General features: G+C 66.4%; 11 protein-coding genes. 4 read left to right on the forward strand and 7 right to left on the reverse strand.

The window, feature by feature from the left end:
• Positions 1 to 33: 33 nt before the first annotated feature.
• The 4 genes from AB4Z00_RS21900 to AB4Z00_RS21915 form a co-directional block, all read right to left on the reverse strand.
• Positions 34 to 798: a ThuA domain-containing protein gene (locus AB4Z00_RS21900; protein ID WP_431569069.1), complete on the reverse strand. Its 765-nt coding sequence runs from the start codon at positions 796 to 798 to the stop codon at positions 34 to 36.
• The gene (locus tag AB4Z00_RS21905) at positions 795 to 3,842 is read right to left on the reverse strand and encodes a glycosyl hydrolase family 28-related protein (protein ID WP_442047236.1); all 3,048 of its coding nucleotides are present in this window, start codon (positions 3,840 to 3,842) and stop codon (positions 795 to 797) included. The genes AB4Z00_RS21900 and AB4Z00_RS21905 overlap by 4 nt, the downstream gene beginning before the upstream one ends.
• A gap of 73 nt (positions 3,843 to 3,915) precedes the next feature.
• Positions 3,916 to 6,906 (reverse strand): TonB-dependent receptor plug domain-containing protein, encoded by a 2,991-nt coding sequence (locus AB4Z00_RS21910; RefSeq protein WP_442047237.1) that lies wholly within the window; start codon positions 6,904 to 6,906, stop codon positions 3,916 to 3,918.
• A gap of 141 nt (positions 6,907 to 7,047) precedes the next feature.
• Positions 7,048 to 10,095 carry a glycosyl hydrolase family 28-related protein gene (locus tag AB4Z00_RS21915; RefSeq protein WP_442047238.1) on the reverse strand — a complete coding sequence of 1,016 codons (3,048 nt, stop codon included), beginning with the start codon at positions 10,093 to 10,095 and terminating at the stop codon, positions 7,048 to 7,050.
• 212 nt (positions 10,096 to 10,307) lie between these two features.
• On the opposite strand from AB4Z00_RS21915, the gene AB4Z00_RS21920 reads away from it, so the two are divergent.
• Positions 10,308 to 10,793, forward strand: coding sequence for a gluconokinase (locus tag AB4Z00_RS21920; RefSeq protein ID WP_314466179.1), 486 nt, complete (start codon positions 10,308 to 10,310; stop codon positions 10,791 to 10,793).
• Positions 10,794 to 10,906: 113 nt separating this feature from the next.
• On the opposite strand, the gene AB4Z00_RS21925 is transcribed toward AB4Z00_RS21920, so the two are convergent.
• Positions 10,907 to 11,584 (reverse strand): FadR/GntR family transcriptional regulator, encoded by a 678-nt coding sequence (locus AB4Z00_RS21925; protein WP_132265500.1) that lies wholly within the window; start codon positions 11,582 to 11,584, stop codon positions 10,907 to 10,909.
• 76 nt (positions 11,585 to 11,660) lie between these two features.
• A complete protein-coding gene (locus AB4Z00_RS21930) occupies positions 11,661 to 13,007 on the reverse strand; it encodes a GntP family permease (protein ID WP_442047239.1) in 1,347 nt (448 codons plus the stop codon).
• Positions 13,008 to 13,341: 334 nt separating this feature from the next.
• Between AB4Z00_RS21930 and AB4Z00_RS21935 the strand changes: the two genes are divergently transcribed.
• The 3 genes from AB4Z00_RS21935 to AB4Z00_RS21945 are packed head-to-tail and all read left to right on the forward strand — an operon-like array spanning position 13,342 to position 15,768.
• The gene (locus AB4Z00_RS21935; protein ID WP_132265502.1) at positions 13,342 to 13,608 is read left to right on the forward strand and encodes a helix-turn-helix domain-containing protein; all 267 of its coding nucleotides are present in this window, start codon (positions 13,342 to 13,344) and stop codon (positions 13,606 to 13,608) included.
• Positions 13,609 to 13,654: 46 nt separating this feature from the next.
• The gene (locus AB4Z00_RS21940; protein ID WP_132265503.1) at positions 13,655 to 14,764 is read left to right on the forward strand and encodes a Gfo/Idh/MocA family protein; all 1,110 of its coding nucleotides are present in this window, start codon (positions 13,655 to 13,657) and stop codon (positions 14,762 to 14,764) included.
• Entirely contained in the window at positions 14,761 to 15,768 is a 1,008-nt protein-coding gene (locus AB4Z00_RS21945) for an SMP-30/gluconolactonase/LRE family protein (protein ID WP_442047240.1), read from the forward strand. Before AB4Z00_RS21940 ends, AB4Z00_RS21945 begins: the two co-directional genes overlap by 4 nt.
• 11 nt (positions 15,769 to 15,779) lie before the next feature.
• Here AB4Z00_RS21945 and AB4Z00_RS21950 read toward each other — a convergent pair whose 3' ends face one another.
• The gene (locus AB4Z00_RS21950) at positions 15,780 to 16,559 is read right to left on the reverse strand and encodes a DeoR/GlpR family DNA-binding transcription regulator (protein WP_442047241.1); all 780 of its coding nucleotides are present in this window, start codon (positions 16,557 to 16,559) and stop codon (positions 15,780 to 15,782) included.
• Positions 16,560 to 16,664 lie beyond the last annotated feature (105 nt).

The following is a 16,664-nucleotide window of genomic DNA, read 5'->3' on the forward strand; positions in this document are numbered from 1 at the left end:
GCGGGGACTTCGCGTCCCCGCGGAAGCGCGTTCTCAGCGTTGCTGGCCCAGCCCGGTGGCGGCCCAGTAGATCCCGCCCATCAGGTGCGCGAGGTATTGCGGCTCGCGGTAGGCCTCCCCGCTATGGCCCAGCGTGGTGACGAAGACGCGGCCCTTTTCGAAACGGTGATACCAGGCGACAGGGTGGTCCCCCATCGGTTTCGCGACTTGTCCCGGCCAGATGCGGGTGGGGTCGTAGCTCGTTTCGTCGACACGCAGCACCGGCTCGATCCTGATCCCGTGCGGATTGGTCAGCACATAGTATTCATCGCTCCATATCCAGCGCGAAGGCAGGCCGAAGGTTGCCGGGAAACCGGGATCGGCGGCGGTGACAACGCCCGTCTGCAGCATCGGATGATTGACGAAGCTGCGGCCGACCAGCTTCTCATACCAGGGCCAGTTCCCCGGCGGCATGATGAGCGCGCGGTGGACGATGATGGCGTTGCCGCCGCCGCGCATGTAGCTTTCGAAGTTCAGGCGCTGGGCCGGGTTCAGTTCCTCGCCCGGGGTGTTGAGGAACATGACCGCGGCATAGCGCTGCAGGTCGCCTTCGAAGACTTTGGGATCGTTGGTGTACGTCAGGTCGAAATCGTGAAGCCGGGCAAGATGCTCCAGGCTGTCACGCGCGATCGGGATATATTCGTAATGGTACTTGTTCGGGATCGCGAGGACGAGCAGTCGGTACTGCGCTTCTGCCCATGCGCTCGCCGGGCAGGCGAGCGCGAGCAGGAGCAGCAGCGCCCGGATCAGGCGCGTCACCGGCCGGTCCGCGCGGCATAGAGGGCGTGGTGCGTCAGGATGTAGAGCGTCTTGCCGTCTTCGCCGCCGAACACCAGTTGCAGCGGCCGCTCGGGCACGTCGATCCGTCCAACCTCCTGTCCCTCTGGCGAGTAGACGAAGACTTGCCCGTTGGCCACGTAGACCCGGCCCTGCGCATCGCTGGCAACGCCTTCTCCGCCGCGCTCGGCAAAGGGCTTGAGCCCGGTGACGGCGCCTTCCGCGCCGACCACGCCGCTATACGTGCGGTTTTCCGAGGCGTTGGTCAGGAACACGCGTGCGCCGGGCTTGCCCTGGATGAAGCCGTAGCTGTCCAGCGAGTCCGAGAAGCGCAGGCCCCGGTGATCGGCCGGACCCTGGGCGAATACGCGCCAGGCGGGAAGGACCACGCTGCCATCGGGCGAGGCATATTCCTCGGCCTTGGGCAGCGCCATGTTGCGCGTGAACATCTCGGCAAGCGTGGTGAAAGCGTAAGTCTTCGGGTCGATCTGATCCTTGAACTCGCCGTTGATCCACCAGTTGACCGGCAGCACCGTCGCGGCATTGCCCGACTTGCCCGCCGGTCGGGGCGCGATCACTGTCAGCTCGGTATCGGGCGAACCCGGCTTGAGGCTGTAGACGGTGCCGTTGCGCCCGAACGAGGACAGCACAAGCAGGTTGCCCGAGCGGTCAACCGTAAGGTTCACCGGATCGAGCGCGGCATCGCGCACGATTTCCAGCTTGCCGCTGTCCGACCAGCTCCAAATCCGCTGGAACTGGCGGTCGATGAAATAGAGCTTGCCTTGCGCGTCCACCGCGCCTCCGCCGATGGAGTGGAATCCGTCTGCCAGTTTCTCGATGCGGGCGCCTTCGAACGTGACGGGTGCGACGGGCTGGGGGGCGGCCTTGACGTCCAGCACCGCGAATTCGCGTTCGCGCACGTCCAGCCCGTGCGTCACGTCGCGCAAGGCATTCTCGAAGGGGAACTTGGTGAGGCGAAGGAACGTGGCGCAGCCGTTCTCGTCGCAAGTCCCGACGCCGCTCTCGGCATTGACGTGGACGTTGCGGAAACGGATGTCCTGCGAATTGTAGAGCGTGATGGCGGCCGGCGCCGCCTTGCGCGTGCGGGTGACGCGGTAGGCGTGGAGATTGGCGACCAGGATATTGCTGGAGTTGCGGATTTCCAGCGCCACCGCATCGCCGCTTTCGCCGGCCTCGCCTTCGGTCTGCGGAGCCAGCAGTTCCCAGTTCGAGACGCGGTTGAGACCGATCTCGGTGCGGACGTGGTGCTCCACCGAGGCTTGGATCAGCCGGCCGGGCGTGGTCGTGTCGGAAATCAGGATGCCGGGGTGCGCAAAAGTGCTGGGGCTCCAGATATTGGCGAAAGTGCCGCCGCCGCCCTGGGTAACCCAGAGACTGGCGTACTGGCCGTCCCAGCGGCGCGCGGCATCGGGATCGGCCGTCGCGTTGTTGTTGTAGGGATCCATCCGCGTGCCGTCGAAGCGATTGGTGCCGTGGCCGCCCTGGAACTTCACGTCGTTCACCATCGAGCGGGCCCCCGCCTTCCACATCAGGGCGGCGGCGCGCGGGTTGTTGCCGTTGGCATTGAGACCGATGCCGGCGACGATGGCGTCTCCGCCCGAGGCGCTCTCCACCAGCGCCTTCGGCGCGCCGACGCCGGCGTAGCCGGGAGATCCGTCCGGCAGGACGATCTGCGTCAGGCTGGGATGAAGGCCCAGCAGCACGGTATCGGGCCGCAGCCGCAGGGTGTCGCTGACCTTGTAGAAGCCGGAAGGCAGGTAGACCACGCGGTGCGTGTCGATGGCCTTCTGAAGCGCGGCGGTGTCGTCGCTCTGATTGTCTCCCTTCGCACCGAGACTGCGGGCGTTCACCCAGTCGGAGACCGGCGGCAGGGCGCGGATGGCGGGGGCGGACGGCGCGGGCAGGGCGGAGAGCGGCTCGGCATCGACTTGGGTGCGATAGGCGCCCATCTGCCCGAAGGCCGGCAGCGTCAGCCCGTGAGTGAATGAGGAAACCTTGTAGGTCTCTCCCTTGCCCGCGACCGTCTTTCCGCTTTCGCGGAAGCGCGCGAAGACCGGGGTATGCGTGGCCACCGCGTTCTGGAAGCCGATCTGGGTATAGACGTTGTTCTCGTTGGACATCAGCACGCCGGCCTTGGAGACATTCTCGAAGCGGACATCCTGGCCCCAGAGCCAGTCGCCGTAGCCGCGGTCGATCTCGATGCCCACCGGCGTGTCGCGGATGGAGACGTTGAGCAGGGTCAGACCCGCTTCGTGCTCGCGGATCGCCGCATCGCGCTGGCCTTCGAAGGTGGCGTCCACCAGGGCGAAGGGCCAGGCGGGGGAGGGCTTCTCCGCCAGGATGCCGTAGCGGCCACCGCGGAAGTGCAGGTCTTCGGCCTCGTTGGCGACGTGATAGAGCCCCGCGAGGCCGGAGCCGATGTCGAAATCGACATGGCTGACGAAGCTGTGCTGGGCGGAGTGGAAGCGGATGGCGGTGGCGGCCGGATTGCCGTCCATGATGCGGAAGTCGATATTGCCGAGCGCGGAGTAGAACGTGCCGGGGTTGGCGTCCGGGATGTCCTTGTTGAAGGGCACGCTGCCGGGCGGCGCGAAAGCGACGGGGCGAGCATCCTTGGGGTCCCGCTCGCGGCGTCCTCCAGCAAACATCACCATGTGGCCGACGCCCTTCTGGAAGCCGGGCGTGCGCGGACCGAGCACGATCGTCGGCCGCTTTTCGCCGATGCCGAAGATGCGCACGCCGGGCCAGAGGAAGATGGTGCGGCTGATGCGGTAGGTGCCGGCGGGCAAGAACACGATGCCGCCGCCGCCCTTTTCGGCGGCGGCGTCGATGGCCTGCTGGATCGCGGCCGTATCATCGGCGCGGCCATCGGCCTTGCCGGATACGGTGAAGGCACCGGGTTCATCGGGAGCTGCGGTGTAGACCGAGGGCGAGGCGTAGGCGGGCTGGATCGCTACAAGGGAGGCCAGCAGGGCCGTCGAGGCGCCGATCGGTCCACGTTTCATGTCAATTCTCTCCGGGTTTCAAGGCACGTGTATCCTGTCGTCGTCCCGGGGGCGACCCGGGACGACGAAAGCTTCAGAAATTGAAGCGGATGCCGGCGCGGTAGATCCGCCCCAGGGTGTCGTAGAGGGCCGGGTTCACGTCGAGCCCGGTGTTGGTCTGCGGCGAGGCGACGGGATCCTTGTCGAACAGGTTGTCGATCTTGCCGTAGAGTTGCAGGTTGTCGCCGAACTTGATCGTCGCGCCGACGTCCACGTAGAAGGCGCCCTTCATGGTGTTGTAGTCGATGGTCGGATGGTTGCCGGTCGAAACCGGGCAGGACGACTGGCACACGACGTACTGGTTGCCGAACGTGCCATCGCTGATCCAGCGTTCCTGCAGGGTCAGGCTGAAGCGGTCGCTGTCGTAGGTCTGCACCGCCAGCCACTTCCAGTCGGGCGTGGCACCGGCGTTGTTGCCCGCCTGGTCGACCGGATCGACCCCCGCGATGCCGGCGCTGACGATGAACTTCTGGATATGCGTGGCCAGCGCGCGGACGGTGAAGCTGCCAGGCAGGCCCAGCGGCTGCTGCCACTGGTAGCTCGCCTCGATATCGAAACCGCTGGTCTTCCAGGAGGCGAGGTTGAAAGGCTGGACGTTGACGAAGTTGGTGCCCTGCGGACCATCCAGCTGGAAGCCGCCGCAGAAGGCCTGATTACCCTCGAAGCAGAAGCGCACGATCTGGTCGGCCGACAGGGTGGAGACCACGCCGTCGAGCTTGATGCGGTAGTAGTCGAACGAGAGGCTGAGGCCCGGCAGCCACGAGGGGCGCGACAGCACGATGCCCAGTTCGGTGTTGCGCGCCACTTCCGGCTTCAGGTTGGGATTGCCGATGGTGTTCTGGAAGATCTGTACCGCCTGGTTGCGGAACGGGTCGTTGAAGTTCGGTACCGTGGTGACCGTCGGCGCGGCGAACAGTTCGGAGAGGTTCGGCGCGCGGACGTCGCGCGAGGTGACCGCGCGCAGGCGGATGCCGTCGAGCGGGGTGTCCCAGGTGCCGCCGACTTTCCAGGTCCAGACGGTGCCGGAAGTGCTGTAATGCGTGGCACGCGCTGCGCCGTTGAGGTTGGCGCGGCCGATCGATTCGCTGTTGAGCAGGGGCAGGTCGACTTCGACGTAGCCTTCGTAGACGTCGTACTTGCCGCTGCCGTTCTTGTAGTTGCCTGCCGCCCAGTTGCTGCCGAGCGTGGAGTTGAGCAGCGGATCGGCCGGATAGTCGGCGCTGTTGGGGCTGATGTCGGAGACGCCCGCGCCATAGGGGTCGGCATTCACGCGGTAGAACTCGCGTCGGTATTCGCCGCCGAACGCCACCGAGACCGGGCCTGCCCAAGAATCGAAGGGATTGCCCGAAAAGTTCGCGCTGAGGACGTCCTGGGTCAGCTTGGTGTGCTGGAACGGCCCGTTTTCGTGCGGGGCGACATAGGCGAGCGCGGCGTCGGAAGGCGCGAAGTTGCCGAAGATGTTGATCGGCTGGCACCCGTTGGCGCGGGCCACCGGATCGGCGCAGACGATGGCGCCGTTCAGCGTGGTCGCATTGGTCGCCGCCACGTAGCGGTTCTGCAGCACGATGTCGCGAACCCTGATGTCCGAGATGGTGATGCCGTGCTCATAGTAGGCGTCATAGTTCCACGAGGTTCCCACCGCGTCGAACGCGCCCTTGAGACCGCCGACGAAGCGGTACTGCTTGCGGTCGGTATCGACGCGCGGATCGGGGAATGAGCCGTTGCTGGTGCCGAATCCGAAGCTCGTGATACCCGCGGCGGTGCAGCGATCTCGCACCAGCTGCGGCAGGAACGGATTGGCGCATTGCACCGTCAGCGAAGGACGGTTGTAGCCGGGGCTGGGCTGATTGTGGGTCTTCACCTGGGCGATGTTGACGGTGACGTAGGCTTCGTTGTTCTCGGCGAAGTCGTAGCCGATGCGGCCATAGCCGTTGATGCGCTCCAGCGCGGACTTGAGCGAGGCGCCCGAGCCCGGTGCCCCGGACAGATCGCCGCCTTCGCAGAAGCTGTTGCCGCGATAGCAGTTGCTGACCTGGCCATTGCCGAGCGGCTGGCCGTTCGACCCGTAGTTGAAGTTGTAGGGCGTGCCGTTGGCATCGAAGGCGATGCCCTGGAGAGGGCCGTTGTTGATGAGGCCGTAGCGGGCATATTGGTAGGGCTGCGCAAAGTCGCGATAGTTGAACTGCGGCAGGCCGTTGTTGGTCTGGCCGGTGTTCATCAGCGTGGTCGCGCGATACCAGTCGCGGCTGCCCGCAAGGTCGGTGCCGAAGTCTCCGGCGCCGACGCCGCCTTCGTGGTCGTACTCGCCGCTGACCACCACATGCAGGCGGTCGTCGAGGAACGACTTGCCCCATGCCGCCTGGACGAGCGCGGTCTCATCGTCGCCGTACTTGGTGATGCTGCCAAGGATGTTGCCCTTGAAGCCTTCGAACCGGGTGTCGGTGATGAAGTTGACGACGCCGCCGACCGCGTCGGAGCCATAGGAAGCGGAGGCGCCGCCTGTCACCACGTCCACCCGCTTGACGAGAAGCTGAGGGAACATGCTGATATCGGGCACGCCGGTCACGTTCGCGCCGACGACGCGCTGCCCGTCGAGCAGGGTCAGCGTGCGGATCGGCTGCAGGCCGCGCAGCGAGAACGAGCTGAGGCCCTGCTGGCCGCTCGACGTGCTGAAGGTGCCCGTCGACGCGCCAGTCGAACCCTGGAGCGAGGGCAGCTGCGCGATCGTGGTAAAGATGTTCGGCTGGGCGTTGGCGGTGATCTGTTCTTCGCCGATGACGGTCGTGGGCGTCGGCGCGTTGAACCCGCTGGTGGTGATGCGCGAGCCGGTGACCACGATCTCCGCGGCCTGACGGTCCGGGGCTGCGGCGCCTGTGGGCGTGGTCTGAGCAGGAGCCTGTGCGGCCGTTTCCGGCGCGTCCTGCGTCTGTTCCTGGGCCTGCGCCGTGCCAGCGAGGGCTACGGCGACGAGCGCAACGAGGCTGGCCCCGGCGCGCTGTCGATGGATTGCTGTCCTCATTTTCATCGTCCTTCCCCTTTTACTTCCGGGCCGTCTCTCCCAAGACGACCCTCCCTTTTTCTGATGACGCATTTTGCAGACCATGTTCGGGCCGATCTGCTTTCGGGCCTGTTCCGTTCATGTCTGTTCCGTTCATGACCGCCTCGTTCATGGCCGTGCGGCGTAAAGTGCGTGGTGTGTCAGGATGAACAGCGTGCCGCCGTCCGCTCCGCCGAACAGGATCTGGAGCGGCCGGTCCGGTACGTCGATGCGCGCCTGTTCCTTGCCATCCGGCGTGTAGATGTAGACTTGCCCGTTCGCGACGAAGACGCGGCCCTGCCGGTCTACCGCCACGCTCTCGCCGCCGCGACCGGCGAAGGGCTTGAGGCCCTGCAGAGCGCCGCCGCTGCCGATCGTGGCGCTGTAAGTCATGTTCTGCGAACCGTTGGTGACGAAGACGCGCTCGCCCGGCTTACCGCCGATCAGGCCGTTGGCATCGAGGCTATGCGACCAACGCCAGCCGACGTGGTCTTCCGGCCCCTGCTGCCAGACGCGGAAGGCCGGCAGCGCCAGGCTGCCGTCGGGCGAGACATATTCCATGGCCTTGGCGGACCCGGCATCCTGCGCGAACATCTCGGCCAGGGTGGTAAACTGGTAGGTCTTCGGATCGATCTGGTCGCGGAATTCGCCATTGATCCACCAGTTGACGGGGAGCAACGTGCGGGCCGCGGATTTTCCGCGTACCGGCGTAGGCGCGATCACGGTCATCGCGTCTTTCGGGCCATCGGGATCGAAGGCGTAGACGCCCCCCTTCGGGCCGAGCGAGGACAGGACCAGCAACTGGCCCGAGGCATCGACGGCCAGGTTTACGGGGTCGAGCGCGTTGTCGCGCACCACTTCGAGGCCTTTGTCCGCGGTCCAGCGATGGATGCGCTGGAAGCGGCGGTCGATGAAATAGAGCGAACCCCTGGCATCCGCGGCCGCGCCCGAGATCGACCAGAACCCTTCCGCCAGCTTTTCCACGGGGATCGCGGAAGGTTGTGCGGGCGTACCGCCAGCCTTGCCCGGCGCGCCGATGTCGAGGCTGGCGAATTCGCGCTCGCGCACCAGGCTTCCGCTGGACACATCTTCGATCGCATTGTCGAAGGGATACTTGCTGGCGCGCAGGAAGGTGCCGCAGCCTTCGTCGTCGCAGGTCGCGTAGCCGCTTTCGGCATTGACGTGGACGTTGCGGAAACGGATCTCGCCCGAGTTGAACAGCTTGGCGGCGCTGCGGGCCGGGTGGTAGCTGCGCGTCACCCGGTAGGCGTGGTAGTTGGCGAAGAGGAGATTGCGCGAGTTGCGGATTTCCAGTGAAACGGCGTTCGGCCCGTCGCCCACTTCCTGCTCGGTCTGGGGCGCCAGAAACTCCCAGTTCTCCACTTTGTCGAGCACGATCTCGTTGCGGGCGTGATGCTCGACCGACATCTCGTAGACGTGGCCGGGGGTGCTGGTGTTCGTCACCATGAAGCCCGCCTGCGCGAACGTATTCGGGCTCCACACGTCAGCGAAAGTGCCGCCGCCGCCGTCGGTCACCCAGATGCTGGGGTACTGGGCATCCCAGCGTCCATCGGCAACCGGATCGCCGCTGCGTGCGCCGAGCGAACCAAGGGGCTTGCCATCGGCCGTGGGCGTGCCGCCGCCGCCCATGATCTTCACGTCCTCGACAAGGCTGTTCTCGCCTGAGCGCCAGAGCAGGGCGCTCGCGCGCGGGTTGATGCGGCCGGTGAACAGGCCGATGCCGGAGAGCACGTTGTCTCCGCCGCGCGGGCTTTCGAGGATCGGGAGGACTGCGCCGAGCCCGGCATGGGCCGGATTGCCGTCCGGAATGTAGAGCTGGGTCAGCGCCGGATGAAGCCCGATGAGCACGCTGTCCGGCCGCAGGGTCAGGCGGTTGGTGACCTTGTAGAACCCGGCCGGAAGGTAGAGCACACGATTGGCGTCGATGGCGCGCTGGAGGGCGGCGGTATCGTCGGTGCGGCCATCGCCCATGACGCCCAGGCTGTGCACGTCGACCCATTCCGACATCGGGGGCAAGTCGCGGATGGCAGGCTTGCGCGCGGCGGGCAGGGCGGGGAGGGCCTCCATATCCGCCTTCGTCGCGTAATCGCCGTCGCTTCCGAGCGAGGGCACGGCGAGGCCATAGGAAAAGTCGGAGACCTTGTAGGCCTTGCCCTTGCCGGCGACCGACCGGCCGCTGTCCCGGAAACGGGCGAAGACCGGCGTGCCGCTGGCAAGGGCATTCTCGAAGCCGATCTGCGTGAAGACGTTGTTCTCGTTGGAGATGACGACGCCCGCCTTGCTGACATTCTCGAACCGGACGTCCTTGCCCCAGAGCGAATCGCCGTAGCCGCGGTCGACCTCTATTCCCACCGGCGTGTCGCGGATCAGCACATTGACCATGGTGAGGCCAACTTCGTGTTCGCGGATGGCGGCATCGCGCTGGCCGTCGAAGCTGGAATCGATCAGCGTGAATTGCCAGGCAGGAGAGGTCTTCTCGGTAACGATGCCGTAGCGGCCGCCGTGGAAGCGCACGTTCTCGATCACGTTGCCGGCCTGGTAGACGCCCGCGAAGGCCGACCCGAGGCGGAAGTCCATGTGGCTGAGGAAGGCGTGCTGCGCCATGCGGAAGCGCACCCCGGCGGCAGCCTGGTTGCCTTCGCCGATCTCGATATCGAGATTGCTCATGGCCGAATAGAACGTGCCGGAATTGGCGTCGCGCACGTTCTTGTCGCGCGGAACCACGGTGGGCACGGGAACGGGCACCTGGCCAACCGCGTATTGATCGCCTCCGGCGAAGACGATCATGGTCGATACGCCCTTCTGGAAGCCGGGGGTGCGCGGGGCCAGGAAGATGGTGGGGCGCTCCTGCCCGACGCCGTAGACCCGCACTCCTGCCGGAACCACCAGCGTGCGGGTGATCCGGTAGCGGCCGGAAGGCAGGAAAACGATGCCGTGTTCGCTGGAGTCGCGCGCCTTGTCGAAGGCCTGCTGGATGGCGGCCGTGTCATCGGTGCGGCCGTCTCCGGCGGCTTTCACGGTCACCGCGCGCGGTTCGGCCGGGGCGACAGGAAATACGGAAGGCCCGCTCTCAGGAACGGCAGCGGCCGCGCCGCCCGCGGGAACGAGCGCGCTGGCCGCCAGCAAGGCCGCCGTTATTCCGCCGCGTCCGATCATTTCCCGCCTCCCTGTCGGTTTATCTTCGCCTGTTGCTAATGCGGAAGGGCGGACTTGGCACTTGCGACAAAGGTCGTAGTTCCCAGGTCGGTCGCCGCGCTTCTATAGGTCGCCCATCATCGCGGTGCGCTTTGCGGCATCGCCCGGGCTGCAAGGACCCCGTTTTGCCAAAATCCTCAGGAAGCGCCTTTCCTCGCGGCGCGATCATCGTCATGGGCGTCAGCGGTTGTGGCAAGTCCACACTCGGCGCATTGCTGGCCGAGGCGCTCGATTGCGCCTTTCTGGAAGGCGATGCCTATCACTCGCCGGAAGCAGTGGCGAAGATGCGCGCCGGACATGCCCTGACCGACGAAGACCGCTGGCCCTGGCTTGACCGCCTGGGCCGGGCGGCGGACGAGGCGGTTTGCGAGAATGGCCGGGTGATCGTCGCATGCTCGGCCTTGCGTCTGGTCTACCGCGACCGCTTGCGTGCGGCCATCGAGGCGGGCGCCCGCTTCGTGCTGCTGGAAGCGAGCCGCGACGATCTCTTTACGCGGCTGGAGAACCGGCCGGGGCATTACATGCCTGCCAGCCTGCTGGACAGCCAGCTCGCCACGCTCGAAGCGCCGCTGGACCGCGAGCAGGCCGTGGTGCTCCCCAGCGAACAGCCGCCGGAAATCCTGCGCGATTCCGTGCTTCGCATGCTTCGCGGCGGCTGAACCTCCAGGCCTTCGGCGCAGTCCCCACGCCGCCTGGCGGCACACACCCCCACATCGCCTGGCGGCACACGCCCCCACGCCGCCTGGCAAGGCCTGTGGGGCCTTTCTCAGGTTCAGGGCATCAGGCGGCGGCGCCCCTCCCAGAGGTGCCAGCGCATCGCCAGGGCGGCCCCTTCGGCGTCCTGCGCGCGAATGGCCTCGACGATGACTTCGTGTTCGCGCAGCATGGTGGCGATCACTTCGGGCGGGCGCGAACGGGAGATGTCCACGCCGGCGCGCATGATCTTCTCGACATCGGACCAGAGCGCATCGAAAGCGACCAGGAACGCCGGGTTCCCGGTGGCGGCCGCGATGCGGCGATGCAGCTCCATGTCTTCGGCATGGGCGGGCGCGTTGGACAGCAGGGCGCTGCGCAGCAACTCCATGCCGTCCTCGACATGGACCATTTCCACCGATGTACGCCGGGTTGCGGCCAGGCGGGCGGCCTCCGCTTCCAGAACGAACCGTACTTCGTAGCTGCCCAGGGTAGCGGGAAGCTCTGCCATCGGCATGAAGGCGGCGAGACGCTCGGAAGGGCGGCTCTTGACGAAAGAGCCTGCCCCGCGCCGCGCCTCGGTGATGCCGTCTGAGGCCAGCCGCACCAAGGCCTCGCGCACGATGGCGCGCGATACGCCGAACATCTCTGCCAGGCCCGCCTCGGACGGCAGGCGTGAGCCGACCCCGAGGTTCCTGGACTTGATGATCTCGACGATGCCCGCATAGGCCTGATCGGAAAGCCGCGTCTGGTTCATCGAGTTTCCTGTTTGTCCATCATCGTTTGCAGTCGGCGGCCCGCCAATGCGGGCCGGTTATCGGGATGGTCCTTTGTTAGATGATGCTGCTGGCCGCAAGCACCAGCAGCAGTCCGACCACGGCGACCACGGTTTCCATGATCGACCATGTGCGGAACGTTCCTGGCATGTCCGTGCCGAGGTAGCTCTTCACCAGCCAGAAGCCCGGATCGTTGACGTGCGAGAAGAACAGCGAGCCCGCGCCGATGGCCAGTACCATCCATTCGGGCTCCACGCCCGAACTGGCGACCAGTCCTTCCATGACGCCGGCCGTGGTGATCGTCGCCACGGTGGCCGAGCCGGTGGCCAGGCGGATGCAGACCGAGACGCCCCAGGCCAGCAGCAAGGGCGAGATCGCCCCGCCGCCCGCCAGACGCACCAGCATGTCCGAAAGACCGGCGGTGACGAGGACCTGCTTGAGCGCACCGCCGGCGCCGATGGCCAGGAGGATGCCGCCCGCGGGCGCCATGGCCTCCAGCCAGATCGCGTCCTGAATGCGGCGCTCGCCGAGGCGGCCTCCGAACAGCAGGGGCAGGGCAACGAGATTGGCGATGAGCAGGGCGATGACGGGATCGCTCACCCAGCCGAGCCAGGCCAGCTTCGCGGCGACCGCTGGCGGAGCGATGGCGACGGCCTGTCCCGCGGCGATCAGCACCACCGGCAGCAGGACCGCGGTGAGGGTGCGGCCGACCGAGGGCGTCGCCACGTCGATCGTCTCGGGCGCCAGCAGCGGCGGGCTGAGTTTCACGCCGGGCGCGGTAAAGCGGGCGAGCACCGGGCCGGCGATGATCGCGGTGGGAATGCCCACCAGCAGACCGTAAGCCAGGGTGAGGCCGAGGTTGGCGCCAAGGACATTCACGGCGAGCAGCGGTCCGGGGTGCGGCGGCACGAGGGCGTGGACGACCGAGAGACCCGCCAGTGCCGGCAGCATCAGCCTCAGCTTGGAAGCGTCATCGTCCTGGCCCTTGGGCAGCGCCGCCGCGGCAGAGGCGACGATCGGCAGCAGCAGCACCAGCCCGGTCTCGAAGAACAGCGGCAACCCGATCAGCAGTGCGGTGAAGAGGCTGGCCCAGGGCGCGCCCTTGACGCCCGACACGCCGAGCGCGGCTCGCGCCAGCCCGGCCGCGCCGTTCGACAGTTGCAGCATGGCGCCAAGCCCGAGACCCAGGGCGACCACCAGGCCGGTGCCACCCAGGATCGAGCCGGCGCCCTTCTCCACGGCCTTTGCCGTTTCATCCAGCGGTATGCCGGCCAGCACGCCGACGGTGAAGGCGCCGCACAGCAGTCCCACGAAAGGATGCAGTCGCCCGCGGACGATGAGCGAAATCGACAGCGCGATGCCGACGATGGCGGACAGGACGAGCCTGATGTCTTCCGGCGTCATGATGCCTGCGATTCCGATGCGGTCGATGCTGCTACGGGGAACCGGACATTCTTCCATGGGCCACACGCCCGCGCTCGACGAAATGACAGGGTCATCCCTCGCCTCTCCCTAGTCTTTGCTTTGTGATCGGGTTGGCAATACCACCCAAACCTGTTGGACAGGTTATAGCTGGAAGATCGGCATATTCTAGACAATTTAGTGTGAGAGGTAAGATTTCTCTTGAACCTGTCAGACTGATTCCATTATCACTAGGCTCAACGAACTCCGGTGCGGCAGGCTCTCAGCGGGCATGCGCGGTACCTCAAGAACCGAGTCATTTAGGGGAGAGAAAGAGATGCACCTGGTTGCAGATCTGTGCACGGTTCCCGTCAGTCAGGATGTTGCCGCGCGGGAGGCTCCGGCCGAACCGCTCCATTTCACGCCGACCCAGCTCAAAGTCCTGCGCTGCGTGCGTTCGGGGCTTTTGAACAAACAGATCGCCTATGAACTCGGCATGGCCGAGGCGACGGTGAAGGTCCACATGACGGCGCTCATGCGCAAGCTGAACGTGCGCAACCGAACGCAAGTCGCCATCGCGGCGGGACGTCTGGCGCGCGCGTGATCGCGCATCCGCCGTGGGGCTGGAACGGCAACGTGGGGACAGGACGATGACGACAGGTTCGCGGCGCGAGGTTCTGGGAATGGGCGCGGGACTGGCGGCGGCGGGAGTCGCTGCGGGGTTTTCTGCGCAGGCCTTCGCGGCGCCGCGCAAGATCGGCTATGCCGTCGTCGGCCTGGGCTATTACGCCACCCGGCAGATCCTGCCGAACTTCGCCAATTGCGAACAGTCGCGGCTGGTTGCGCTGGTCAGCGGCACGCCGTCCAAGCTGGAGCAGTACGGCGCGCAATACGGCATCCCCAGGACGCATCGCTACAACTATGCCGAGTTCGACCGCATTCGCGACAACCCGGATATCGACGCGGTCTATGTGGTCCTGCCCAATAGTCTCCATGCCGAATACACCATCCGCGCCGCTCAGGCGGGCAAGCATGTCCTTTGCGAAAAACCCATGGCCACCTCGGTGGCGGAATGCCAGGCGATGATCGCGGCCTGTCGCAAGGCCGGGAAGAAGCTGATGATCGGCTATCGCTCCCGGTTTGAGCCCTACAACCGCCTGGCGATCGAATTGGCGCGGGGCGGTCATGTCGGTCCGACGCGGCTCGTCACGGCGGAGCACGGCTTTCCCATTCAGCCCGATCAATGGCGGCTGGACAAGGCGCTTTCCGGTGGCGGCTCGATGATGGACATCGGCATCTACAGCCTCAACGCCGCCCGCTACCTCACCGGCGAGGAGCCGGTGGAAGTGAGCGCGGTGGAATCGACTGACCGCGCCGATCCGCGCTTCCGCACCGTGGAGGACCGCGTCAGCTTCGTGCTCCGCTTCCCCTCGGGCGTGCAGGCGAACTGCATCTCCAGCTACAGTTCTTCGCACAATGCCTACCGCGTGCATGGCACCCAGGGGTGGATCGCGATGGAGCCGGCCACGCCTTACACCGGGCAGGCGATGACGATCCGCAAGGACGGTGTCACTGCACCGAGGACGCTGCCGCCGCCCGCGCGCAACCAGTTCGCCGGGCAGCTCGATCACCTCGCCGAATGCGTGCTGACCGGCGGTGCCCCCATCGTCGCGGGCGAAGAAGGACTTGCGGACATGCGTATAATAGAGGCGATCTATCGATCGGCGGCGGAGCGGCGCATCGTCGAGTTGAAGGCATGATCGATCGCCGCATGATGCTGGCCGGCCTCGCCGCCGTGCCGCTGCTCGACGCGGTGGGCGCCGCGGCCAAGGCGCCGGTGATCGGTACCGTGCGCCGTCTCGATCCGGCGCTCGACAGGATCGTCGCGCCCGGCGCTTCGGTGACGCGTCTTGCCGAAGGATTTCGCTGGGCGGAAGGCCCGGTCTGGGTTCCCGGCAGCAACTGCCTGCTCTTCGGCGATCCGCCAAGCAATACCGTCCACCGCTGGACGGCGGCAAAGGGCGTCGAGATATTCCTCCGTCCCTCGGGACTGCAGACGCCGGTGCCTGCCGCGATCCGGGAGCCGGGGCTCAACGGGTTGGCGCTGGATGCGCGAGGGTGGTTGATTGCGGCGGACAGCGGCTCGCGGGCGATCGTGCGGATCGACCTCGCCACGCGCCAGCGGGAAACGCTGGCCGACCGTTTCGACGGCAAGCGTTTCAACAGCCCCAACGATCTTTGCGTCGCCAGGTCCGGCGCGATCTATTTCACCGACCCGACGTATGGTCTGGCGGAAGGCGACGATTCGCCGCTGCGCGAAGTGGCGTGGTGCGGGTTATATCGTCTATCGCCGGACGGCCGGGTGGACCTGCTGGACCGCAGCCATCGCCGCCCCAACGGCGTCGCGCTCTCGCCGGATGAGCGCACACTCTATCTGTCGCTGTCGGACGAGACCCGTCCCGAAGTGCTGGCCTATCCACTCGGCACGGACGGAATGACCGGTGAAAGCCGCCAGTTCCTCGACATGCGCGCGCAGCATGATGCCGGCCGGCCGGGCCTGCCCGACGGGATCAAGGTCGGCGCCTCCGGGCACGTCTTCGCGACAGGGCCGGGCGGCGTCCACGTCTGCACGGCCGACGCGCGGCTGCTCGGCGTGATCGAGACGGGCAAGGCGATCGCCAATTGCGCGATAGGGAAGGGCGGCAAGGTCCTGTTCCTTACCTCTTCCGACAGTCTGGCCGCGATTCCGCTGCGCAGTTCCTGATCGCCGCGCCGTCAGCCGCCCTGAAGGGCCGGTTCGCTGAGGTGGATCGCCGTCCCGCCTTCTCTTGCAGCGTCGATGAGCGGCGGCGGGGGCGGCAGGTCCGTCACGAGGTCATGGATCTGGCCGAAGTCCGCGACATGGACGGTGCCCACCCGTGAGAACTTGGTGTGGTCGGCCACGACGACGATGCGCCGCGCGCGGTCCAGAAGGGCCCGCTTGAACGCGGCTTCGTCCGGATCGAAATCGAGAAAGCCATGGTGCGGGTCGATGGCGCCCATGGAGAAGATGGCGATGTCCGGCAGGAAACCGCGGACCATGCGGACCGCGTCGGCATCGAAAGCCGCGCGGTAGTCGGCATTGAGCATGCCACCCGCCAGGAAGACGCGGTGGTCGGAACGGCCCAGCACGTCCGCCGCCACTTCGACGCTGTTGGTCACCAGGGTGAGCCCTTTCCGATGCCCCAGTTCCTGCGCCACCCAGAAGGAAGTGGTGCCGGAATCGATGAACACCGTCATCCCGTCCTGCACCAGGCCCGCGGCGTGGCGGGCGATCGAGCGCTTGGCTTCGAGCTGCTCGCGAAGGCGTTTGCGATAGGGCGCTTCCAGTCGCGGCGCGGGCAGGGTGACGCCGCCATGCACCTTGATCACCGAGCCGTTCGCCTCAAGCTGCCGCACGTCGCGGCGGATCGTCTCCTCGGAGACGTCGAAGCGCAGGGCCAGCTCGGAGATCGAACAGGACCCTCGCTCGTCCAACGCGGCCAGGATCGCGGAAATGCGGTCGGCCTGTATCATGCAGTTTCCCCCTGACGAACGTGCCTGCCGACCATGCTTGTTTGTGCTTGTGAGGGCAAGTGGGTTCTTGCCCGTATCATGTCGGTCTATGTGGATTTAATCCAG

Origin of the sequence: Novosphingobium sp. YAF33 (assembly GCF_052113265.1) — a bacterium.
Lineage (GTDB): Bacteria > Pseudomonadota > Alphaproteobacteria > Sphingomonadales > Sphingomonadaceae > Novosphingobium.